The 22,550-nt window shown below is 49.9% G+C and carries 24 protein-coding genes and 1 tRNA gene; 9 read left to right on the forward strand and 16 right to left on the reverse strand.

Annotated elements, in window-relative coordinates:
- The first annotated feature begins 98 nt into the window (after positions 1-98).
- The 5 genes from cydD (at position 99) to HGD79_RS07000 (ending at position 5,177) form a co-directional block, all read left to right on the forward strand.
- Positions 99-1,865, forward strand: a complete 1,767-nt coding sequence (gene cydD / locus HGD79_RS06980; RefSeq protein ID WP_001043587.1) for a cysteine/glutathione ABC transporter permease/ATP-binding protein CydD — start codon at positions 99-101, stop codon at positions 1,863-1,865.
- Positions 1,866-3,587 carry a cysteine/glutathione ABC transporter ATP-binding protein/permease CydC gene (gene cydC / locus HGD79_RS06985; protein ID WP_001202188.1) on the forward strand — a complete coding sequence of 574 codons (1,722 nt, stop codon included), beginning with the start codon at positions 1,866-1,868 and terminating at the stop codon, positions 3,585-3,587. It begins immediately after the preceding gene.
- A 41-nt stretch (positions 3,588-3,628) separates the two neighbouring features.
- Positions 3,629-4,333 (forward strand): leucyl/phenylalanyl-tRNA--protein transferase, encoded by a 705-nt coding sequence (gene aat / locus HGD79_RS06990; RefSeq protein ID WP_001241678.1) that lies wholly within the window; start codon positions 3,629-3,631, stop codon positions 4,331-4,333.
- Positions 4,334-4,617: 284 nt separating this feature from the next.
- Positions 4,618-4,836, forward strand: coding sequence for a translation initiation factor IF-1 (gene infA / locus HGD79_RS06995; protein ID WP_001040187.1), 219 nt, complete (start codon positions 4,618-4,620; stop codon positions 4,834-4,836).
- Positions 4,837-5,089: 253 nt separating this feature from the next.
- Positions 5,090-5,177: transfer RNA gene (locus tag HGD79_RS07000), tRNA-Ser, on the forward strand.
- A 343-nt stretch (positions 5,178-5,520) separates the two neighbouring features.
- Here HGD79_RS07000 and clpA read toward each other — a convergent pair.
- From clpA to HGD79_RS07025, 5 genes are all read right to left on the reverse strand, one after another.
- Positions 5,521-7,797 carry an ATP-dependent Clp protease ATP-binding subunit ClpA gene (gene clpA, locus HGD79_RS07005; RefSeq protein ID WP_000934041.1) on the reverse strand — a complete coding sequence of 759 codons (2,277 nt, stop codon included), beginning with the start codon at positions 7,795-7,797 and terminating at the stop codon, positions 5,521-5,523.
- A 30-nt stretch (positions 7,798-7,827) separates the two neighbouring features.
- Entirely contained in the window at positions 7,828-8,148 is a 321-nt protein-coding gene (gene clpS / locus HGD79_RS07010) for an ATP-dependent Clp protease adapter ClpS (RefSeq protein WP_000520781.1), read from the reverse strand.
- Between the two features lie 786 nt (positions 8,149-8,934).
- Positions 8,935-9,216 carry a hypothetical protein gene (locus HGD79_RS07015; RefSeq protein ID WP_001596797.1) on the reverse strand — a complete coding sequence of 94 codons (282 nt, stop codon included), beginning with the start codon at positions 9,214-9,216 and terminating at the stop codon, positions 8,935-8,937.
- Between the two features lie 2 nt (positions 9,217-9,218).
- Positions 9,219-9,704 carry a DUF1441 family protein gene (locus tag HGD79_RS07020; RefSeq protein ID WP_001504098.1) on the reverse strand — a complete coding sequence of 162 codons (486 nt, stop codon included), beginning with the start codon at positions 9,702-9,704 and terminating at the stop codon, positions 9,219-9,221.
- 256 nt (positions 9,705-9,960) lie between these two features.
- Entirely contained in the window at positions 9,961-11,874 is a 1,914-nt protein-coding gene (locus HGD79_RS07025; protein ID WP_063085899.1) for a ClpP-like prohead protease/major capsid protein fusion protein, read from the reverse strand.
- A gap of 92 nt (positions 11,875-11,966) precedes the next feature.
- Between HGD79_RS07025 and HGD79_RS07030 the strand changes: the two genes are divergently transcribed.
- Positions 11,967-12,140, forward strand: coding sequence for a hypothetical protein (locus tag HGD79_RS07030; RefSeq protein ID WP_001475270.1), 174 nt, complete (start codon positions 11,967-11,969; stop codon positions 12,138-12,140).
- 363 nt (positions 12,141-12,503) lie between these two features.
- Here the strand turns inward: HGD79_RS07030 and HGD79_RS07035 are convergent, their stop codons facing one another.
- The 6 genes from HGD79_RS07035 to HGD79_RS26545 form a co-directional block, all read right to left on the reverse strand.
- Positions 12,504-12,926: a single-stranded DNA-binding protein gene (locus HGD79_RS07035; RefSeq protein WP_000126661.1), complete on the reverse strand. Its 423-nt coding sequence runs from the start codon at positions 12,924-12,926 to the stop codon at positions 12,504-12,506.
- On the reverse strand, positions 12,923-13,168 hold the full coding sequence (locus tag HGD79_RS07040) for a hypothetical protein (RefSeq protein ID WP_000125509.1): 246 nt from the start codon (positions 13,166-13,168) through the stop codon (positions 12,923-12,925). The genes HGD79_RS07035 and HGD79_RS07040 overlap by 4 nt, the downstream gene beginning before the upstream one ends.
- 287 nt (positions 13,169-13,455) lie before the next feature.
- The gene (locus tag HGD79_RS07045) at positions 13,456-15,273 is read right to left on the reverse strand and encodes a primase-like DNA-binding domain-containing protein (protein ID WP_000710150.1); all 1,818 of its coding nucleotides are present in this window, start codon (positions 15,271-15,273) and stop codon (positions 13,456-13,458) included.
- Positions 15,270-15,569, reverse strand: coding sequence for a DUF4222 domain-containing protein (locus tag HGD79_RS07050; protein WP_001261491.1), 300 nt, complete (start codon positions 15,567-15,569; stop codon positions 15,270-15,272). The genes HGD79_RS07045 and HGD79_RS07050 overlap by 4 nt, the downstream gene beginning before the upstream one ends.
- 6 nt (positions 15,570-15,575) lie before the next feature.
- Positions 15,576-15,896 carry a hypothetical protein gene (locus HGD79_RS07055; protein WP_097404659.1) on the reverse strand — a complete coding sequence of 107 codons (321 nt, stop codon included), beginning with the start codon at positions 15,894-15,896 and terminating at the stop codon, positions 15,576-15,578.
- On the reverse strand, positions 15,889-16,092 hold the full coding sequence (locus HGD79_RS26545) for a host cell division inhibitor Icd-like protein (protein ID WP_021525887.1): 204 nt from the start codon (positions 16,090-16,092) through the stop codon (positions 15,889-15,891). Before HGD79_RS26545 ends, HGD79_RS07055 begins: the two co-directional genes overlap by 8 nt.
- Before the next feature lie 190 nt (positions 16,093-16,282).
- On the opposite strand from HGD79_RS26545, the gene HGD79_RS26550 reads away from it, so the two are divergent.
- Positions 16,283-16,462 (forward strand): YlcI/YnfO family protein, encoded by a 180-nt coding sequence (locus tag HGD79_RS26550; RefSeq protein ID WP_000190566.1) that lies wholly within the window; start codon positions 16,283-16,285, stop codon positions 16,460-16,462.
- A gap of 57 nt (positions 16,463-16,519) precedes the next feature.
- Positions 16,520-16,693: a hypothetical protein gene (locus HGD79_RS26555; RefSeq protein ID WP_157918692.1), complete on the forward strand. Its 174-nt coding sequence runs from the start codon at positions 16,520-16,522 to the stop codon at positions 16,691-16,693.
- 114 nt (positions 16,694-16,807) lie between these two features.
- Here the strand turns inward: HGD79_RS26555 and HGD79_RS07065 are convergent, their stop codons facing one another.
- The 3 genes from HGD79_RS07065 to yljB form a co-directional block, all read right to left on the reverse strand.
- Positions 16,808-17,017 (reverse strand): AlpA family phage regulatory protein, encoded by a 210-nt coding sequence (locus tag HGD79_RS07065; protein WP_001206971.1) that lies wholly within the window; start codon positions 17,015-17,017, stop codon positions 16,808-16,810.
- 419 nt (positions 17,018-17,436) lie between these two features.
- Positions 17,437-18,675: a site-specific integrase gene (locus HGD79_RS07070; RefSeq protein WP_021533365.1), complete on the reverse strand. Its 1,239-nt coding sequence runs from the start codon at positions 18,673-18,675 to the stop codon at positions 17,437-17,439.
- A gap of 180 nt (positions 18,676-18,855) precedes the next feature.
- Positions 18,856-18,930, reverse strand: coding sequence for a protein YljB (gene yljB / locus HGD79_RS26560; RefSeq protein WP_001406719.1), 75 nt, complete (start codon positions 18,928-18,930; stop codon positions 18,856-18,858).
- Between the two features lie 149 nt (positions 18,931-19,079).
- Between yljB and cspD the strand changes: the two genes are divergently transcribed.
- Positions 19,080-19,304 carry a cold shock-like protein CspD gene (gene cspD / locus HGD79_RS07075; protein ID WP_000410785.1) on the forward strand — a complete coding sequence of 75 codons (225 nt, stop codon included), beginning with the start codon at positions 19,080-19,082 and terminating at the stop codon, positions 19,302-19,304.
- Between the two features lie 72 nt (positions 19,305-19,376).
- On the opposite strand, the gene macB is transcribed toward cspD, so the two are convergent.
- Positions 19,377-21,323, reverse strand: a complete 1,947-nt coding sequence (macB, locus tag HGD79_RS07080; protein ID WP_001594926.1) for a macrolide ABC transporter ATP-binding protein/permease MacB — start codon at positions 21,321-21,323, stop codon at positions 19,377-19,379.
- Entirely contained in the window at positions 21,320-22,435 is a 1,116-nt protein-coding gene (gene macA, locus HGD79_RS07085; RefSeq protein WP_000746460.1) for a macrolide transporter subunit MacA, read from the reverse strand. Before macA ends, macB begins: the two co-directional genes overlap by 4 nt.
- Positions 22,436-22,550: the final 115 nt, after the last annotated feature.

Consider the following 22,550-nt stretch of genomic DNA (forward strand, 5'->3'; position numbering starts at 1 on the left):
AAGAAGGCGACACCATGCGACTATGGGTCGCCTTTATTTTTTCCCCGTTGTAACATTGCTCTGCAAATAATTCTGATAACTCACCTGCTAAGCGTGCAATGAATAAATCCCGTCAAAAAGAGTTAACCCGCTGGTTAAAACAGCAAAGCGTCATCTCCCAACGTTGGCTGAATATTTCTCGTCTGCTGGGCTTTGTAAGCGGCATATTGATCATTGCCCAGGCCTGGTTCATGGCGCGAATTCTGCAACATATGATTATGGAGAATATTCCCCGTGAAGCCCTGCTGCTTCCCTTTACGTTACTGGTTCTGACCTTTGTACTGCGCGCATGGGTGGTCTGGTTACGCGAACGGGTGGGTTATCACGCCGGGCAGCATATCCGCTTTGCCATCCGCCGTCAGGTTCTCGACCGTCTGCAACAAGCAGGGCCAGCGTGGATTCAGGGTAAACCTGCGGGGAGCTGGGCGACGTTGGTACTCGAGCAAATTGACGATATGCATGATTACTATGCACGCTACCTGCCGCAAATGGCGCTGGCAGTGTCGGTGCCGTTGCTGATTGTGGTGGCGATCTTCCCCTCTAACTGGGCTGCGGCGCTCATTCTGCTGGGCACAGCACCGTTAATTCCGTTGTTTATGGCGCTGGTTGGGATGGGGGCTGCCGATGCTAACCGGCGTAACTTTCTCGCTCTTGCTCGCTTAAGTGGGCATTTCCTCGATCGCCTGCGCGGCATGGAAACATTGCGTATTTTTGGTCGTGGTGAAGCTGAAATTGAAAGTATTCGTTCTGCTTCGGAAGATTTCCGCCAACGGACAATGGAAGTGCTACGGCTGGCGTTTTTATCCTCCGGCATTCTCGAATTTTTTACCTCGCTGTCAATTGCTCTGGTGGCGGTCTACTTTGGTTTTTCCTATCTCGGCGAGCTGGATTTTGGTCACTACGATACCGGTGTGACGCTGGCTGCGGGTTTTCTGGCCCTGATCCTTGCGCCAGAGTTTTTCCAGCCATTGCGCGATCTCGGTACGTTTTATCATGCTAAAGCCCAGGCTGTTGGTGCAGCTGACAGTCTGAAAACGTTTATGGAAACCCCGCTCGCCCATCCGCAGCGCGGTGAGGCGGAATTAGCATCGACCGATCCGGTGACCATTGAGGCCGAGGATCTGTTTATCACGTCGCCGGAAGGTAAAACGCTGGCCGGACCGCTGAACTTTACTTTGCCAGCAGGCCAACGTGCAGTGTTGGTTGGTCGCAGCGGTTCAGGTAAAAGCTCACTGCTGAACGCGCTTTCTGGTTTTCTTTCATATCAGGGATCATTACGAATCAACGGGATAGAATTACGCGATTTATCACCAGAATCATGGCGTAAACATCTCTCCTGGGTTGGGCAAAACCCACAATTACCGGCAGCAACATTGCGGGATAACGTACTACTGGCGCGACCTGATGCCAGCGAACAAGAATTACAAGCAGCGCTGGATAACGCCTGGGTCAGCGAGTTTCTACCGCTCCTGCCACAAGGCGTTGATACGCCTGTTGGCGACCAGGCTGCCCGCCTTTCCGTGGGGCAGGCGCAGCGCGTGGCGGTGGCCCGTGCGTTACTAAATCCCTGTTCGCTATTACTGTTGGATGAACCCGCTGCCAGCCTTGATGCTCACAGTGAACAGCGCGTAATGGAGGCGCTGAATGCCGCCTCTCTGCGCCAGACAACGTTAATGGTCACCCACCAGTTAGAAGATCTTGCTGACTGGGATGTCATTTGGGTTATGCAGGATGGCCGGATTATTGAGCAAGGACGTTACGCGGAATTAAGTGTGGCTGGTGGCCCATTCGCCACATTACTGGCCCATCGTCAGGAGGAGATTTAAATGCGCGCTTTGCTACCCTATCTGGCACTGTATAAACGTCATAAATGGATGTTAAGTCTTGGTATCGTGCTGGCAATTGTCACGCTGCTCGCCAGTATCGGTCTGTTGACACTTTCCGGCTGGTTCCTCTCGGCCTCAGCGGTTGCGGGGGTTGCCGGACTGTACAGCTTCAACTATATGCTACCCGCTGCGGGCGTGCGTGGCGCAGCAATCACCCGTACTGCCGGGCGTTATTTTGAACGTCTGGTAAGTCACGACGCGACTTTCCGCGTGTTGCAGCATCTGCGCATTTACACCTTCAGCAAATTGCTGCCCCTCTCCCCTGCCGGACTGGCGCGCTATCGTCAGGGCGAATTGCTCAATCGCGTGGTGGCGGATGTTGATACGCTCGATCATCTTTATCTGCGCGTTATCTCGCCGCTGGTGGGCGCTTTTGTGGTGATTATGGTGGTGACAATCGGGTTAAGTTTCCTTGATTTCACCCTCGCCTTTACGCTGGGCGGCATTATGTTACTGACGCTTTTCCTGATGCCACCGCTGTTTTATCGTGCGGGAAAAAGCACCGGGCAAAATCTGACTCATCTTCGCGGACAGTATCGCCAACAACTGACGGCCTGGCTGCAAGGGCAAGCTGAGCTGACCATTTTTGGTGCCAGCGATCGTTATCGCACGCAACTAGAGAATACAGAAATTCAATGGCTGGAAGCGCAACGCCGTCAATCTGAACTGACCGCATTGTCGCAAGCGATAATGCTACTCATTGGCGCGTTAGCGGTGATCCTGATGCTGTGGATGGCGTCTGGCGGCGTTGGCGGCAATGCTCAACCCGGCGCGTTAATTGCCCTGTTTGTCTTCTGCGCGTTAGCCGCGTTTGAAGCACTGGCACCAGTAACGGGTGCATTTCAGCATCTGGGGCAAGTCATTGCCTCTGCCGTTCGGATCACTGATTTAACGGATCAAAAACCGGAAGTCACCTTCCCTGATACCCAAACTCGTGTTGCCGATCGCGTTTCGCTGACATTACGGGATGTTCAGTTCACTTATCCGGAGCAATCCCAACAGGCACTTAAAGGGATTTCTCTTCAGGTAAACGCCGGGGAACATATTGCGATTCTCGGGCGAACCGGATGCGGCAAATCAACACTGTTACAACTGCTGACCCGCGCTTGGGACCCGCAACAGGGCGAGATTTTGCTTAACGATAGCCCCATAGCCAGCCTGAATGAAGCGGCTCTACGACAGACCATCAGCGTTGTTCCTCAGCGAGTGCATCTGTTTAGCGCCACGCTGCGTGATAATCTGTTACTCGCCTCGCCTGGCAGTAGTGATGAGGCTCTGGCGGAGAGCTTGCGTCGCGTTGGCCTGGAGAAGCTGCTCGAGGATGCAGGTCTCAACAGTTGGTTAGGTGAAGGCGGACGCCAGCTCTCCGGTGGTGAACTGCGCCGTCTGGCTATCGCCCGTGCGCTGTTACATGATGCGCCACTGGTGTTGCTGGATGAACCTACCGAAGGCTTAGATGCCACAACCGAAAGCCAGATCCTTGAATTGCTTGCAGAAATGATGCGTGAGAAAACGGTGTTAATGGTCACCCATCGACTTCGCGGACTCTCTCGTTTCCAACAAATAATAGTGATGGACAACGGGCAAATTATTGAGCAAGGTACTCACGCAGAGCTGCTTGCCAGACAGGGGCGTTATTACCAGTTCAAGCAGGGTTTGTAAGCTATTATTGAACGATCCGACTTGCGTGGAGTTTTGCGGTCATGCGCCTGGTTCAGCTTTCTCGCCATTCAATAGCCTTCCCTTCCCCGGAAGGCGCATTACGTGAGCCTAACGGCCTGCTGGCACTTGGGGGCGATCTTAGCCCTGCGCGCCTGTTAATGGCTTACCAGCGTGGTATTTTTCCGTGGTTTTCTCCAGGCGACCCCATCCTCTGGTGGTCGCCCGATCCCCGCGCGGTGCTATGGCCAGAATCACTGCATATCAGCCGTAGTATGAAGCGATTTCATAAACGCTCGCCCTATCGTGTCACGATGAATTACGCTTTTGGTCAGGTCATTGAAGGCTGTGCCAGCGATCGCGAAGAAGGAACCTGGATCACGCGTGGCGTGGTCGAAGCCTACCATCGCCTTCACGAACTCGGCCATGCCCACTCCATTGAAGTCTGGCGTGAAGATGAGCTTGTCGGCGGTATGTACGGCGTGGCCCAGGGAACGCTATTTTGTGGCGAGTCCATGTTCAGCCGGATGGAAAATGCATCTAAAACGGCGCTTCTGGTATTCTGTGAGGAATTTATCGGTCATGGCGGTAAGCTTATCGACTGCCAGGTCCTTAACGATCACACAGCATCGCTTGGTGCCTGCGAAATTCCCCGCCGGGATTACCTTAATTATCTCAATCAAATGCGCCTCGGACGATTGCCGAATAATTTCTGGGTACCACGATGCTTGTTTTCACCACAAGAATGAATGTTTTCGGCACATTTCTCCCCAGAGTGTTATAATTGCGGTCGCAGAGTTGGTTACGCTCATTACCCCGCTGCCGATAAGGAATTTTTCGCGTCAGGTAACGCCCATCGTTTATCTCACCGCTCCCTTATACGTTGCGCTTTTGGTGCGGCTTAGCCGTGTGTTTTCGGAGTAATGTGCCGAACCTGTTTGTTGCGATTTAGCGCGCAAATCTTTACTTATTTACAGAACTTCGGCATTATCTTGCCGGTTCAAATTACGGTAGTGATACCCCAGAGGATTAGATGGCCAAAGAAGACAATATTGAAATGCAAGGTACCGTTCTTGAAACGTTGCCTAATACCATGTTCCGCGTAGAGTTAGAAAACGGTCACGTGGTTACTGCACACATCTCCGGTAAAATGCGCAAAAACTACATCCGCATCCTGACGGGCGACAAAGTGACTGTTGAACTGACCCCGTACGACCTGAGCAAAGGCCGCATTGTCTTCCGTAGTCGCTGATTGTTTTACCGCCTGATGGGCGAAGAGAAAGAACGAGTAAAAGGTCGGTTTAACCGGCCTTTTTATTTTGTGATATGTATGAAGTACTTTGGAAGTATAAGTCCGTAACTTGTCTCGATGTAGATATACTGCACAACTTGTTTACAGTATGAGCAAACAATAATTATCATTAAAATTCTTCTTGACCGTTTTACTCCAACTCCCTATAGTAGCGCCCCGTTGCCACCCATGAGGTCAGGCGACAAAACAATTTGGTGAGGTGTCCGAGTGGCTGAAGGAGCACGCCTGGAAAGTGTGTATACGGCAACGTATCGGGGGTTCGAATCCCCCCCTCACCGCCATATTTAAAGAAGAGCTCGTACGAAAGTGCGAGCTTTTTTTTCGCATTTTATCTGTCTGTACGGCAGTGAACGCGTTCGCAAAGGTTTTACCGCACCCCGTCGATTTCTAAGCTGCCTGTACGGCAGTGAACTCAAATACTACACGTTTAGCCCGTTGTTAATAAAGCAAAACCATCCCATTCTCCTGCAGCACCCTTTTTTATCCTTACCTTCCCGCAGCACTAATTATCAACAACTTACCATCATCATTAAAAAAAGGGTCTGAACCTCCTCCACCCCATAAACAAAAAGTCCGTAACCTCTTTCGAGATTACGGACTTGACCAACCTACCTAACAATCAGATTAATGCGCTGCTTCCGCCTTGTGCTTTTGTGCACTCTGGAATCCGTAAGTCAGCTCATTTTTCTCTTTATCCAGCGCGACGGTGACCTGACCGCCGTCCACCAGCGAACCAAACAGCAGTTCGTTGGCGAGCGGTTTTTTCAGGTTGTCCTGGATGACACGCGCCATCGGACGTGCGCCCATTGCCCGGTCGTAACCTTTCTCGGCCAGCCAGTTACGCGCTTCCTGGCTCACTTCCAGAGAAACACCTTTCTGATCCAGCTGAACCTGCAACTCGACGATGAATTTATCCACCACCTGATGGATCACGTCGGTTGACAGATGATCAAACCAGATAATGTTGTCGAGACGGTTACGGAATTCCGGTGTAAAGATCTTCTTGATCTCCTCCATCGCATCGGTGCTGTTATCCTGGTGGATAAGACCAATGGATTTACGCTCAGTTTCACGTACCCCGGCGTTGGTGGTCATCACCAGCACCACGTTACGGAAGTCCGCTTTGCGTCCGTTGTTATCGGTCAGCGTACCGTTGTCCATCACCTGCAACAGAATATTGAACACGTCCGGATGCGCTTTCTCGATTTCGTCCAGCAACAGCACCGCATGTGGATGCTTGATGACCGCATCAGTCAGCAAACCTCCCTGATCAAAACCAACGTATCCCGGAGGCGCACCAATCAGACGGCTGACGGTATGGCGTTCCATATACTCGGACATATCAAAGCGCAGCAGCTCAATGCCCAACGCTTTCGAAAGCTGTACCGTCACCTCTGTTTTCCCGACCCCGGTAGGGCCGGCAAACAGGAACGAACCAACCGGTTTATGTTCGTGACCTAAACCTGCACGCGCCATCTTAATGGCTTCAGTCAGCGCCTCAATGGCTTTATCCTGACCGAAGACCAGCATTTTCAGGCGATCGCCGAGGTTTTTCAGGGTATCGCGGTCACTCTGAGAAACACTCTTCTCTGGAATGCGCGCAATACGGGCCACCACGGACTCAATATCCGCCACATTAACGGTTTTCTTGCGTTTGCTTACCGGCATCAGGCGTGCGCGAGCGCCCGCTTCGTCGATAACGTCAATGGCTTTATCCGGCAGATGACGATCGTTAATGTATTTCACCGCCAGCTCTACCGCTGCACGCACCGCTTTTGCGGTATAACGCACGTCGTGGTGCGCTTCATACTTCGGTTTCAGGCCATTGATGATTTGAACAGTTTCTTCGATCGACGGTTCAGTAATATCAATTTTCTGGAAGCGACGCGCCAGAGCACGGTCTTTCTCGAAAATGTTGCTGAACTCCTGATAGGTTGTCGAACCAATTACGCGAATTTTACCGCTGGAGAGCAACGGTTTGATCAGGTTAGCCGCATCGACCTGGCCACCAGACGCTGCCCCCGCACCGATAATGGTGTGGATCTCATCAATAAACAGGATGCTGTTAGTGTCCTGCTCCAGCTGCTTGAGCAACGCTTTAAAACGTTTTTCAAAGTCGCCGCGATATTTAGTGCCCGCTAACAGAGAACCGATATCGAGAGAGTAAATCGTACAGTCAGCCATCACTTCCGGCACATCGCCCTGAACAATTCGCCAGGCAAGACCTTCCGCAATCGCGGTTTTACCGACACCAGATTCCCCCACCAGCAGCGGGTTGTTTTTACGGCGACGGCAGAGAACCTGAATAGCACGCTCCAGCTCCTTCTCACGACCAATCAGTGGGTCGATTCCGCCCACGCGCGCAAGCTGATTCAGGTTCGTCGTGAAATTCTCCATACGTTCCTCCCCACCAGCTTGTTCTTCGCTGTTTGGCTGGCTGCCAGGATCAGAAGACTGTGTCGGCTCGTCTTTACGCGTGCCATGAGAGATAAAGTTCACCACATCGAGACGGCTGACTTCATGTTTACGCAACAGATATGCCGCCTGCGACTCCTGTTCGCTAAAGATAGCGACCAGAACGTTTGCACCGGTTACCTCATTGCGACCGGAGGATTGGACATGGAAGACCGCACGTTGCAGTACACGCTGAAAACTCAGCGTCGGCTGTGTGTCGCGCTCCTCTTCACTGGCAGGCAGAACGGGTGTGGTTTGTTCAATAAAGGCTTCCAGTTCCTGACGGAGCGCAACCAAATCCACAGAACACGCTTCCAGCGCCTCCCGGGCAGATGGGTTACTGAGCAGCGCCAGTAACAAGTGCTCGACGGTCATAAACTCATGACGGTGCTCGCGCGCTCTGGCGAAAGCCATATTTAAACTGAGTTCCAGTTCTTGATTGAGCATAGGCACCTCCCCCAATTTTTATGCCTGCATTCAGGCTTTTTCTAGCGTACACAGCAATGGATGCTCATTCTCCCTCGCGTACTTGTTCACCATCGCCACTTTGGTTTCTGCAACCTCGGCGGTAAAGACTCCGCAAATGGCCTTCCCCTGGTAGTGAACAGCGAGCATCAATTGCGTTGCACGTTCTACATCATAAGAAAAGAATTTTTGTAACACGTCAATAACAAACTCCATCGGAGTGTAATCATCATTGACTAATATCACTTTATACATAGATGGCGGTTTTAGCGCGTCGCGAACTTTTTCTTCCGCCAGTTGATCAAAGTCCAGCCAGTCGTTCGTTTTACCCATTGTCAGTTATCATCTTCGGTTACGGTTATCGGCAGAACGCCCTGCCGCTGACAAGAGCTTATTTGCCTGACCAATCTACTCCACATGATAGATAACTATCATTTATATCATTTAGTTAATTAGTCTTTATTTTTCATTATGTTGCAAATAACAACCCCGTCAAAAACAGTGATATTAACTACACCATTAACTACACCGCTTCACGAACAATATCGAACAACCGCGAACAAAGATCAACACGCTTTAATCATTATCATTTTCCGGCTATCCGTCATGAAGCTGGTGGATGATCTGCGTGGTGATTTCCACCATTCAGAGCAGGGGCGGTCATCATGACCATGCCATAACAAAAACCCCATATTCGTGGTTTTTCTGTGTCGGGGCTATTCTGCTGTTGCCGTGCTGGTGGATATTCTCCGGTATGCGGCTCCCCATATCGGCATCAGGCCCACCAGCGTGAAGCGTTTTTCATTTTTCGCGGGTATAAAAAATCGATGGGGCGGGCAGTCCTGAAGACGTCAGGGTACGGAGATTTGACCCGCCCCTCCCTGTGCATGAGCACAATAAGTAACCGAAGGCGGAATTCCGCCCTCGGTACTTACATATGAGAAACGATATTTCTTCCACCGATACCCTTTATTTGGGTATTGCGAGTAAGCCCCAAAATCTGGGTGTTACTCTTACTACCCAAACTACGGGTAGTTTCCGTAGTTTCATGGTCGAGTTGCAAATCTGCAACTCACCCACCAGCCAACGCAATTTTGCGTTATCGGGAATATCAGCAAGTTACCGCCGCAGTCGTTCCGGCTTCTTCCACTGGTAAGTATTTTTCGCGCTCTCCCTCCGTTGTTGAGAACGGCGACGGTATGCCAGCAACTCAAGGACTCTGGTTCGTATGTTGCGCATATCCACGCCGTTAAGCTCAATACCATCACGGCGCATCACCTCAGCAACAACACGCGCGTAATTTTCAGCGGTGACTGTATCCGGCTGCGCGGCCTGTTCGTCAGCCAACTGGCTGATTCCACCAGCACAGCGGATTAATCGCAGTATTTCAGATTCGGTCATTATCATGCCTGTTTTGCGACCTCATTCACTACGTCATTTTTTACCATCCGGCTGATAATCTGATTACACAAATCGTCAATAATTGACTGCACTCTGTTTACTGCCATCGGTTTAAGCCCGGCATCACGTGCCAGAATATTGGGGAGTTTTGCCAGTTCCTCGCTTACGATTTCCCCCCATATAGCCATCTCTTTTCGCACATCATCGGCGGGTATGAGTTGCGCCGTTTCCTGTTCGAACTTGAGGCGTTCACGTTCGGACTGATACCAGGCCTTACGGTCATGTGGCTCCATTTCTTCCAGTGATGCCGGAACGGGAAGATCAAGAAAACAGGTCAGAATGTCAGTCACCCGATAGAGTTTCAGCTTGTCATGCCCTCCGGCTGGCTGGATGTTTTTCAGCCTTGCCGCCGCAGTCTGACGACATATTCCCGCTATCGCCGCCAGTTGATTAATGTTCAGCATCAGATTTTTCAGTTCTCGATCCATACCCGCTCCAGAATGTTTTAAACATGCATCTTGCGAACAACTTTCAGAAGAGGTCAAAAAATGCGCTATATGTTGAGCATAAAACAAGCAAAATTAACATGCCAAAAATAAAAATACTTAAAATTCAATACAATATGAAGATGATGATGACGAATGAAAATGCAAAAACTAGCCTTTTTCCGCGCCGCTCCCGCCCCGTGGCAGACCACTCCACCGGGAGGACCCGTAAAAAAGGCGGCTGTCGCCGCCCTTGTTGTCATGCTCCACTCGATTTCAGTAATCCGCGATAATCGAGGGCCGCGACACCTGCATCTATGCGCACTTTCCAGGCGACACCATCAACAGTAAAGCCCACCTGCTCCTCAAGATATGGCGTATCCATACCATCAAGATAAGCGACTTCTATTGTGTCCATCCCCTTAGCTGCGGCTACATACCATTCCTTGCTATTGGCCTTATCAAGACGTGGCTCAACAATTACTTCTGCCATATCTTTCACCACGTTAATGATGCCGGGGTTCTGATTGATAGTGCTCTCATCACCAACCGGAAAGACTGATGACGATGACAGAATGGCGCGACGCGCGGCAGATTCCAGCGCGGCAGGGACCAGAACAAAAGCAGGGGTAATATTCAGTGAGTCGCCGTTAGCATCCTCCTGGAGGCGCATCAGCTTACGGGCTTCATCAAGCCCCACCATGTCCATATCCTTCGCAATAAGATTTTTATGATCGGCATGGAATAACGCTTTACCATCCGTAAATTTGCCGTTGCTGGTTAACAGAAGATAAACCAGATTACCTACTGTTCTGGCGGCCGCACGCCCCATCGCCATGGGGATTGTAGTTAACTGGGTCAGGTCATCGTTGATAATGGCCTGACGGGTAACAGAAAAAATATTACCGTATGTGGCCAGCGCAATAGGTACACCTTTATCGCTGGTGGTGATGTATTTATATTCCGCACCTTCCGGTACTTTATCCAGCTTTGAAAAACCATTCAGACCAACGCGCTTTGCTTCATGAAAGTTTGAAAGCGATCCGGTACGCGTCCATTTCTGGAACGTTTCGCCGCTGTCCTGCCAGCCTTTCAGCACTGATTTTTCAGCACCACCAGCCAGAATATGAGAAAAATCGCTGCTGCTGTGTGTGAAAGCTGCATTAACGACCTGCGAGCGATTTAAAAAACTGCCAACACTGATACCACGATCAGTTAGTGATGCCTGGGCCATTTCAAAAAGGCTCATCATCGCGTAAGGATTTCCCCGCTCTGGGCGTTCATACCCAAGACGAGAATAAAGCCCCTGACGAATTGCATCGCCTGTTATGTTCCCGTTACCGGCATAAATATGAGTCGGGATATTTTTATTGGATGGCGTGGACTCGCGCCCCAGCTCGTTCAACAACTTTTCACGGGCCATCTCCGGTGTACATGATGCATCCTCCAGGCACGCCATTTTGATCCCGTCGTAACGACTGCCGAACAGGCTAAACACTTCACTTATTCCGTTGATGCGCTTCTGTTCATTACCAGCAATATTGGCTGCTCCCTGTGGCGGGGTAATCATTCCTTTAATGGTTTCAGGCATGTGTGAAAAATCTCCTGTGCGTTTCGATTCAATTCGCGCCATTGCTGTGACAGATGGCAACAATTCATCAGCAAAACCGTGCTTAAGGCATTCTTTCCCGTCCATCCAGGTTTCATCTTCCAGCATGGCGGTAATTTCCTGTGCTGATTTGCCCGTTTTTCTGGCATAAGCAGGGACTAACACGGTTTCCACCTTATCCAGCAAATCAGCATAATCACGCATATCACCAGCATTTCCGCCAGAGATACCCCACGGCTTATGTATCATCATCATGGCGTTTTCCGGCATCACAACACGATCGCCAGCCATTGCGACAACCGAAGCCATTGAAGCCGCAACACCATCGATATAAACCGTAATTTCTGCCGGATGATTCCGTAACAGGTTATAGATGGCGATGCCTTCAAACACGTCACCACCTGGCGAATGGATCCGCAGGTCGATATGTGAGACATCGCCCAGGGCTTTCAGGTCTTCCGCAAACTGCTTCGCGGTAATACCGAAGCCGCCAATTTCTTCATAGATGGATATTTCTGCCGCTCCGCGAACACCCAGCGCCTTAATGGTGTACCAGTGATTCATTGCTCCCCCCCAGATGCAAAACCATTCTTATCAAGCCACGCGTTAACCGCGTGTCTGACAATCTGCGCCGCACCTGGTAATGGTTGGTCAGGATGATGATTTATGTGGTCGATCCTGTACTGCTTAAGGCGCATAACGGTCTGCGCATCCAGATGAACGGAACCACCTTTTACCTCGCCTGTGTTCAGGTCGTTAATACAATTCACAGTAACTTCCTCTTACTGACTAAACTGCGCGCATTATTGATCGATAAAAGTGGTAGATAAACATATTTCTATCATAAAAATAGATTAATCAGATTCAGACACAAAAAAGCCGGAGAGAATCCGGCATAAATATCCCGCCATCTGAACACGTTTTGCACAGGCAACTCCATCTGGCAGGTGAAAAACAAATTTATTTATATATTTCAATTAATTGCAAACTGGTCTAATGACAGGGAGAAAAAAATATTGTACAGGTGAAAACAGAAATAACTTTTAATTATCAATAAATTACTACACATGCTGCCGCCGCCATGAAAATGCAAAAACCAGCCTTTTTCCGCGACGCTCCCGCCCCGTGGCAGGTCACTACACCGGGAGGACCCATAAAAAAGCCGGATTGCTCCGGCTTCTGTTACTCGTTGCTTAAAACGGTATGTTATCCCCGTACGGATCATCATTTCCCGCCTGTTGTTTTGCTCTGCTCAGTGCATCAGTAGCCTGCCCCTGTTGGCCTTTTTTGCCGCCCGGTCGCGCCGTTCTCGCACTGATTACGCTGTCTGCGATAACCTGCCAGCCCTGCCGCGTCTCCCCGTTCTGTCCGGTCCACTGGCTCACCTGCATGTTACCCGCCACGCTCAGGAGTTCACCCTTGCGGTGCTTTGCCAGTGCTTCGGCCTGTCTGCCAAACGCCAGGACGGATAACCACATCGTCGCCGTTCCGTCATCTGCCTGGCTGCACGGAAGTGGGACCGCCATACTCGCCATCGTCATTTGTGTACCCTTGCTGGTGGTCTTTAACTGCGGGTCAGCCACCAGCCGCCCGTAAGCCGCTATCTGTGCTGTCATGCTGTCTGCTCTCCGGTTTTAACGTTGATGGTTGTCACCTGTTCCGCTTCGGCAATCTCCCGTTCTGTCAGCGTGGCAAAGTTTGCAGCTGCCGTTGTCATGAATGAGCTAATCAGTTCGGGATGTGCTTTCGCATATCCTTCCCCGGCGTTGCGGTCGATGATTTTTATCGACACCCTTAACCAGTGTTCCGTCAAATCAAGGGCGTGCGATTGTGATTTTTTTGTGTGCTTCGCTGTCATAGGCTTTATCTCACAGCAGTAAATTAAAATTTTTGCGTTTTAACCCTTCACCTGTTCACCTTTTGATATTTTATCTTTTAATTCATAATGTTAAGGGGTGAACAGTTTCACAAAAACTATTCACCAACTGTTCACCACTGTTCACCCTTGAAGCTCAATAAACAATCAAAAAGGTGAACAGTGAATAGTTTGGTGAACAGTTCATAAATAACTGTTCACCCTATAACATACTGATACAAAAGATATTTATGACAGGGTGAACAGTGGTGAACAGTTATTCCATAAGTTTAATTTTTGCTATCGTCATTAGTGACCGATACACATGATGGCATCCAGTCTTCTGATTCCTCCGTCAGTGTCACGTTTGAACGCAAACCGTGCTTCGTTTTCCGTTTCATATACTCCCTGCCATATTCCGCCATTGCCCCCGGCATATCTTTACCGAAGCGCGTCAGTGTTACAGGTTTACCAAACCCATGTGCCCTCATATAAGCCAGATAGGCATGATAGAGATACCTGCGTGGGCTGAATGGCACAATTTCAGCATTACCCACTAACAGGCCATCACACATTACCGACGCCATGAGATAGCCGCAGAAGTCCACCAGCGAATCCCCCTCTCGCTTTATCGCCAGTGCTTCTTCAGATTTCTGCTGCTCATATAACAGGCGTCTGGCTTCGTCCTGGTCAGCAAACCGTGTAAGCAGATGGCGAATCACTACCGCCAGCTCACCTTCTATTTTTTCCGCCAGCATTGGATCGCGTTCGTTCTCCGGTACAACTTCCGAAAAATTGAATATCACCCGACGACGTGAGATCCCCCCGCTGCGGTCACTGAATGACATGGCGTTATTGTTAACCGCCAGCACTACTGCCGGAATACGCGTTGAGTAGGGGGCTTTGTGTTTCGGGTCAATTGCCACCTTGTCACCGCCTGTAATGGCCTTAATTCCTGCCCCATCACCAGCGTAGCGGGTCATATCCGGCATGATAATCAGCGAAAAGCCAACCACTAACGCGCGTTCCCTTGCATCTTCCAGCGCCTTCATGCTTGCCGATACTGTGTTGGCCTTACCCGCCAGCATGGTGCAAATCTCCGCCATCACGCTTTTACCACTTCCCCCTGGACCTGTTACCTCAATGAATAACTGCCAGTCGTACCGGTTCGCCAGCACCATGAATAATGCAGCCAGTACGCGATCCGCCTTGCGGTCATTCTCAGCCACCGAACGGCGTAACCACTTCCAGAAATTCGGCGCATGTGTTGCCAGCGTTTCCCCCTCTGCTGGTGGGCTGAAAGGTAATTCACTGGCAATTAACAACCAGTCGTTTTTGTTATGCTCCCGAAAATTACCTGTTCTGGTATCAAATACCCCGTTACTGAATCCAATCAGGTTACGGGCTGTATTCCCCATAACAGGCAAACTTAACTTCATGGTATCGACCGCCGATTTAATGGCGTTCTGCGAATAGCTGATCTCCGCATCAATGAAAATCTGTGCCATAGCTCGCTGTAATTCTTTATCCTGTACTGGCTCCCATACAACGCCGTTGTAATGGTGAACAGTGTCAGAGTCAGCATGAATCGCCAGTTCACCGCCATAATGTGCCAGGAGAACTTCGCCGCGTTGACTTGCTCCCATCTGGTTAAGCGCCAGTGATGAAGCGTTATCGTCTTTTACCCGCTCTTTTTTCTTTACAGGCAGTTCAACTACCTTTTTCTTTTCCGCCTGCTCTGCCCGTTCACGTTCCAGATATTCGCGCCAGTTCTCCCGTTTCTGGCTGTGCATTCCTTCAGGGTAATAATCAGCATCCCTGACACCTGCCGCTGCCAGTTTCTGCCCGATGGTATTAACAAGCCCCGGACGCAATAACCCCGCCTGGTAGAGACGCACGCGATAGCGTCCGTCCGGTACGATTTGCAGGTTGTCCAGTTCGGCAAGTTGTTGCTCTCCAAGCCAGACAGGTGGCACGTTATCGCCAGCCAGTCGCCCGTCCTGTTCCTGCCACTGCTTCGCATGTGCCCACGCATCACTACCCGCAAAAATGATGACTTCCGTCATTTTGTCACGCGGCTGGTGTTTTAAATTTGGCGCTTTTTTCATTTCGGCTCTCTCCACGCGGCAATCATGTTTTTCAGTTCCTGCAGTTTTTTATCCACATCCACACGTGACACATGGTTATTTCTGGAAGTCGGGATTTCCCGCCGGAATCTGCTAATAAAGATCTCCACGTTCAGCGAACTATGAAATGAATAGCCATCACGAATAAAATACACACGGTCAAACATCAGTTCTTTTACCGTTACTCTGTTACCGTTCTTATCCAGATAAATAGCGCCGGGGATAATTTTGGGGTGTGCATAACCGCTGGCAGTCAAGCCAGATAAATATGTTCTCATGATTATTTATCCCCGATTTGAATCAGTATTCGCTTTCTTTATGGCATTTAATGCATCTGTGGCATTTTCAATGGTGCACCGTAACGAAATATCAAACTGCCCAAGCATTACCAGTAACAAACCGATATTACCCATATCAATGCGCATGGCCTTTTCGTCATAGTCCTCATTTTCTGACGCATGCCACATCAGGCTACCAATTGACGCAACAGCCATTGATATATTGTCAGTAGCCCCATCAGCAGCGGAATAAACCTTTTTAGCAATATCATGCTCACAGTTAAAATGCGGATTAATCAGGTACTGGTAATTTGACATATCAGGCATGGCACACCCCCTGACGAATACGGGCGGCGAATACCATCACGTAGCCAGCCGGGGATTGCTGGCGTGCTTCCTGTTCGCTGGTGGCCTCAATGGTAATCACGCGCGGTTGTGCCGTGCTCAGGGCGATAAAACGCCAGATGTATTTATTCAGGTTGTACGAGTCCCGCCCTTGCGGGTGTCTGGTATAATTTCTCATAGCTGCCTCGATACTGTTGCTATCGTTGGTGGTTAGACGCCCTGCATGTGTGCCACCACTGCGGGGCGTTGTTGCTTGGTGCATCGCACCATTCGTTTTTAACCTATCAGCAAGTGAATCGCACTTCAAGCCTTTCTCTGAAATTTTTTTTGTGTATACTGAATCGCACCAACTTAGAGAGGATTCAGTAATGGCAACAGGTTCAACAAATAATAAGTCGCAACAGTTAAATGCCAGATTCCCGCATGATGTTGTTGCAGACTTAGAAAAAAATTTAGATGAAGGTGAAAGCAAGGCGCAATTTATAGTTACTGCCGTTAAAGGCGAGATCAAACGCCGCCAGCGCCGCAAGGCCAAAGAGCAGGAGTAACCATCACCAGCGCCGTGGTGTGAGTAACTACGGCGCATTGCTATGCAGGACAACACAATGACCGATAAAGAATTGACCAAAACATTATCACCGGCACGGAAAAGACGGCGCAGAAAGATAGAGCATGAATCAGAAAGATTCGCGCCATGTGCTTTTGCTCTTGAGAAATTCCTTAAAGAGCACAGGAAAAAGCTCTCGTTGCAAACCTTGGAACGAACCAAATCTGACTGATCACATTGCCCACCAGCCGCAAATGTGGCATTGTTGGTGATGCGTTCAAGTTTAGTGTGTATCCATTGGCGACCGCCCCCGGTCGCCTTTGTTTTATATGTCATATGCTCCCCTTTACGCTGCCTTGCCTGAATTAATGCGATCCCGGCTTTTAACCCATTCCATAACCTCGGACAGCAGCCAACCTACAGAACGACCGCCCAGATTACGGCGTGACGGGAAATTCCCTTTTTTCTCCAGTTCATAGCGTGTAGTGCGACACACTCCAGTTAACTTACGACATTCATCCTCACGGATTACGCGATCTTCATTTATTTCACGCATACAAAAACCTACATAAAAAATTACGTATATAAACTTTTCTCTTAGCTGTAGATATATGAGATCGGATATTACTTAGATTCTTTTTTCACCTCTTAAATTAAAAACACAACCTTGCTAAAGGCTTTGTTCGCTAAGGTTCGTAGAAGCTCGTTAGTGTTTAAAATCGTGTCACGAGTTTTTAAGCGATGCAACAAAAAATGTCGTTACTTGGCATTACGCTTGAATTATCTCATTAAAAACAAATAGATAAACCATCAAGTGTTGGAACAATCAAGAAACAGAGAATAAAAGTTCAGAAGAAGACATTCCAATTTTTTGATGGTTGACATATATAAAGCGAAGATATTTGCAGATATTTTCCGATATTCTACGATTTATTCACGGCTGTAATCTCTTAAAGAAAAAACAGCCGTAATTTGTCAAGAATTTTGGGGGTAAATTCGCGGGGTCATAACAACGATTTTTTCATCATTGTTCTGGAGAAGCTCGAGACGGTCTACCCATAGATTAAGAGCATCACGTTTTGCATCAAGATAACGGGAGTGGTTATAGACTCGTTGCATCCCCGGCATCTGGTGGGCGGTAAGCTGCTCGACAATATGCGGATCCACGCCTAAATCGTTCAGCATGGTTGTAAATGTGTGCCGGATGTCATGCAACGACCAGGGGGCTTGATTAATGCGTCTGTGTGCCGTTCTTCCGTACTCTGCTACGGATGATTGCCCTTTCAGTTCTCCAAGCAATAAGCCCGTGTGCCTGTTCTTCTCCACCAGCTTCATGACAAACGGCAAGATCGCTTCCGGTATTGGCCTGAATATTGCTACCTTCGTTTTGCTGTGTTCTTTCGGCACAGTCCAGAGCATTTCTTTAAAATCCCATTCCTGAACCTCGGAGCGTCTTAGCTCAGTGGTACGGCATCCAAAGACAATCAGAAGGCGAATTAAGGCGCTGTAGTACGGCGGGAAAATTTTTTCATCCAGTGCGCGGAGTAGCTCGCCAAGCTCCTTGTTTGTTAGCACTCGCTCGCTTATTTCTGCTTTTTTTCCCACATCACCTACGACCATATCATCAAGAACGTTACTGACGGCGTAGCGACGTTTACGGCAGTACTTAAGCGCCTGCTTGCATACCTGCAACAAAAAGCCGGCTGATACCGGATTACGCTTAGCAAGCTGGTCAAAACAGGCCAGCCAGTGGCGTAACTCGCATTTATCCAGCGGCATAGCACCAATCTGGCTGATTATGTGCTTATTGATCCGGCTTTTCAGTGATTCGTGGTCAGTGCGCTTTTCCTTCGCGTATGACTCAAGCCAGTAAGTGATCGCGTCCTTAACCGTTACAGGTGCTAACGCTTCCTGCACTGTGTGATTAAGCTCATGGCGTGGATTTTTCCCCTCCGCCAGCCAGGCGCGACACTGTGCCGCTTTTTCTCTGGCTGCTTTCAGGCTCAGATCGGGATAGTTGCCCAGTCTCAGGCGTTCCGGTGATACCTGCCTGCCAGTTCCGGCCCTGTAAGTGAAATACCAGGTTAACAGGCCATTGGTTGAATGCCTTACGCTAAGGTTGCCACCATCATTAAAAAAGGTGTTTTTTGTGGTTGGTGATCCGCTTAATTTTCGTAAAAGAGTGTCGCTAAGTCTATGAATTGCCCTGCTCATGTTTCGCATTTCCGGTCATCAAAATTAACTACACCATTGACTACACCGTGCATCGTACAAGGGCAAACAGCGACGAACAAGGGCGAACAAGAAAAACGAAATTTTCCTTTATAATCATAGCAATAAATGAGATAGATACACCACGACGAACACCCGCGAACACTAACTGATAAATAACTATCATCTATCGTTGGCATCAGCGACATCTGTCACATTCCTGTCAATAGCGTTAACTGCTTCAAATTTTTGATTCATACCTGCCCCCTGGCCCCTGTCAAACGCTTGACGGCTCGCCCTAATTCTCTAAATTGTATTTCTAGAGTTGGCGAGGTTTTGAACAGCCCCCTCTCTGACCCCGGTTTATTCCATCTTACTTGTATAAGATTTGCGAAGGATGTCGAAGCATGGAAAAGGGTACTGTTAAGTGGTTCAACAATGCCAAAGGGTTTGGTTTCATCTGCCCTGAAGGCGGCGGCGAAGATATTTTCGCTCATTATTCCACCATTCAGATGGATGGTTACAGAACGCTAAAAGCTGGACAATCCGTTCAGTTTGATGTCCACCAGGGGCCAAAAGGCAATCACGCCAGTGTTATTGTGCCCGTCGAAGTAGAAGCGGCAGTCGCATAGCTCTTCTGTCTCATTGTGTACATCCTAAAGGCAAAATGCCAGCCCGATCGGCTGGCATTTTTATCTCAAAAATTACTCTCGTGCCAGAGCATCTACTGGATCCAGTCGTGCCGCATTTCGTGCGGGTAACCATCCAAATAAAATCCCGGTGGCCGTCGAGCAGAGAAACGCCAGCAGCAGTGCCAACGGTGAAAAACCAATCTCCCAGCCGGGTAAGAAAAGCTGCAAGGTGAAAGCAATTAACAGTGACAGAGTTATTCCCAACGCGCCACCGACCAGGCAAACCAGTACGGCTTCGATCAGGAACTGTTGCAAAACATCGCTTGCTCGCGCACCTACAGCCATGCGAATGCCAATTTCCCGCGTCCGCTCGGTCACTGACACCAGCATAATATTCATTACACCAATACCGCCCACCACCAGCGAAATCACCGCCACCAGCGTCAGAAACAGTTGTAAAGTACGTGTGGTCTTTTCAACAGTTTTCAAGACGCCGTCCATGTTCCAGGTAAAGAAATCCTTCTTTCCGTGGCGCAGTGAAAGTAAACGCGTGAGTTGCTGTTCCGTCTCGGCGCTGTCAAATCCTTCTTTTACCCTGACAGTAATGGAGTTCAGCCACGACTGGCCCATAACTCGCCCGGACATCGTGCTGTAAGGTAGCCAGACACGCAGCACTTTACTGCTACCAAACATCGACTGTTTTTCTTCCGCCACACCAATGACTCTGGCGGGCATATTGCCGACCAGAATCACCTCGCCAACCACATCTGCTTTATGGGGGAAAAGCTGGCGGCGAGTATTACTGTCGAGAACCACGACCTGCGCACGACCGTTCAGCTGCTCCTGATTAAAGGTGTTTCCTTCACTGAAGGTCATGCCATAGACATTAAAATAATCGCCGCTCACGCCATTGGCACTGGCAGCAACATCAACATTGTTATAACGCAGGCGCAGGTTTTGCGAGACGGCAGGTGTGGCTGAGGCGACCCACGGTTGTTTTTGGATGGCGATTAAGTCGTCGTACTTCAGCGCCTGCTGATATTGCGGATCGTCATCGCCAAAATCTTTCCCGGGATAGACATCAATAGTATTCGTACCAATAGAACGAATATCCGCCAGCACCATTTGTTTGGCGGCGTCACCCACCACGACAATGGAAACCACCGACGCAATACCGATAATAATCCCCAGCATGGTCAGTAAAGTACGCATTTTATTCGCTGCCAGCGCCCGCCATGCCATCGTCAGCGCCTCGTTAAAACCGCTGACAAACTGCCGCCAGCCAGACACCGTGTTGACAACAGGCTCCGTCCCGCCAGCAACATTCACTTTTTCAATGGCGGGAGGATTGCGCACAATTTCGCCGTCGCGAATTTCGATCACCCGCTCGGCCTGAGCAGCGACCTGCGGATCGTGGGTGACGATAATCACCGTATGCCCGCGATCGCGCAGCTGATGCAGGATCGCCATCACCTCTTCGCCAGAATGGCTGTCCAGTGCGCCGGTTGGTTCATCGGCAAGAATTACCTGACCGCCGTTCATCAATGCCCGCGCGATGCTGACGCGCTGTTGCTGACCACCCGAAAGCTGTGCCGGATAATACTCTGTACGGTCTTCCAGCCCCAGTCGTTGCAGTAACCCCTGGGCGCGAAGCAGCCGCTGTTTCCGCTCAAGACCGGCATAGACGGCGGGTACTTCAACGTTCTGCTCGGCGGTTAAATGCGAAAGTAAATGGTAACGCTGGAAAATAAAGCCGAAATGCTCGCGGCGCAGTTGCGCCAGCGCATCGGCGTCCAGTGTGGCAACATCCTGACCGGCGACGCGATAGGTGCCGCTGGTGGCCTTATCCAGACAGCCGAGAATATTCATCAGGGTCGATTTACCGGAACCTGAAGCGCCAACAATCGCTACCATCTCACCGGCATAAATATCGAGGGTGATGCCCTTCAGCACCTCAACCTGCTCATCACCGGCAGGATAGCTGCGACGAATATCCTTTAATTCGAGCAAAGGCGTCATTGTGCAGCTCCTGGTTTGGCCTCACCAATCACCACTTCATCGCCCGCTTCAAGCCCTTTGACAATCTCAACATCGGTATCGTTACGTGCGCCAATCGTCACTTCACGCTCGCGTGTTTCACCATTACGCAACAATTTGACTTTATAACGATTATCGCCAACCGGATCGCCTAACGCCGACAGAGGGATCGTCAGCACATTTTTCACATCGGTGAGCTGAATATGCACTTGCGCAGTCATATCCAGCCGCAGCAAACCATTGGGGTTGGGGACTTCAAAACGGGCGTAATAGAAAATAGCGTCGTTAACCTTTTCCGGCGTCGGTAGTACATCCTTGATTTGCCCCTCGTAGCGCGTCAGTGGATCGCCAAGCACCGTAAACCAGGCTTTTTGCCCCGGCTTCAGGTGGATTACATCCGCTTCAGAAACCTGCGCTTTTACCAGCATGGTGCTCATATCTGCCAGCGTCAGAATGTTCGGTGCTTGTTGTGCGGCAATCACCGTCTGGCCTTGCAGAGTGGTGATTTGCGTGACTTCCCCGGCCATCGGGGCAACGATGCGAGTGTAATCGAGATTGGTTTTAGCCGTATCGAGAGAAGCCTGATTGCGCTTGATTTGCGCGTCAATGGTGCCAATTTGCGCCTGTTTCACAGCCATCTCCGTCGCGGCGGTGTCGAGATCCTGCTGTGAAACAGCCTGCGTTTGTGCCAGACGTTGCTGACGGGAATACGTCACCCGCGCCAGTTTCAGCTCCGCTTCCGCCTGCTGCCGCTGCGCACGTAGCTCCATCAGCGTTGCTTCGACCTCCTTAATCTGGTTTTCAGCCTGTTCAGGATCAATAACCCCTAAAAGCTGGTCTTTTTTTACTTTATCGCCAATCGCCACCGACAGAGTTTTCAACTGACCGCTGACCTGCGCGCCCACGTCAACCTTACGCAGCGCGTCCAGCTTTCCGGTCGCCAGCACGCTTTGCTGTAAATCACCGGGGCGCACAATCAGCGTCTGATAAGTCGGCACGGGTGCGTTAAGAATTCTCCACAACGTAATCAGTCCGGCGATGACTATCACCAGCGCAATAACGTAACGCTTCTTCACGGTTTTCCGCTTTTTCATAAATATTCTGAATACTCCATATGCCAATCCGGGTCATTAACTTCAACGAAATATCAACAAAACCATAAAATTTACGTTAGTAATCACACTATTGATGTTTGGTTAAGATACGCAA

The sequence above is a fragment of the Escherichia sp. SCLE84 genome, from assembly GCF_012584495.1.
GTDB lineage: Bacteria > Pseudomonadota > Gammaproteobacteria > Enterobacterales > Enterobacteriaceae > ECMA0423.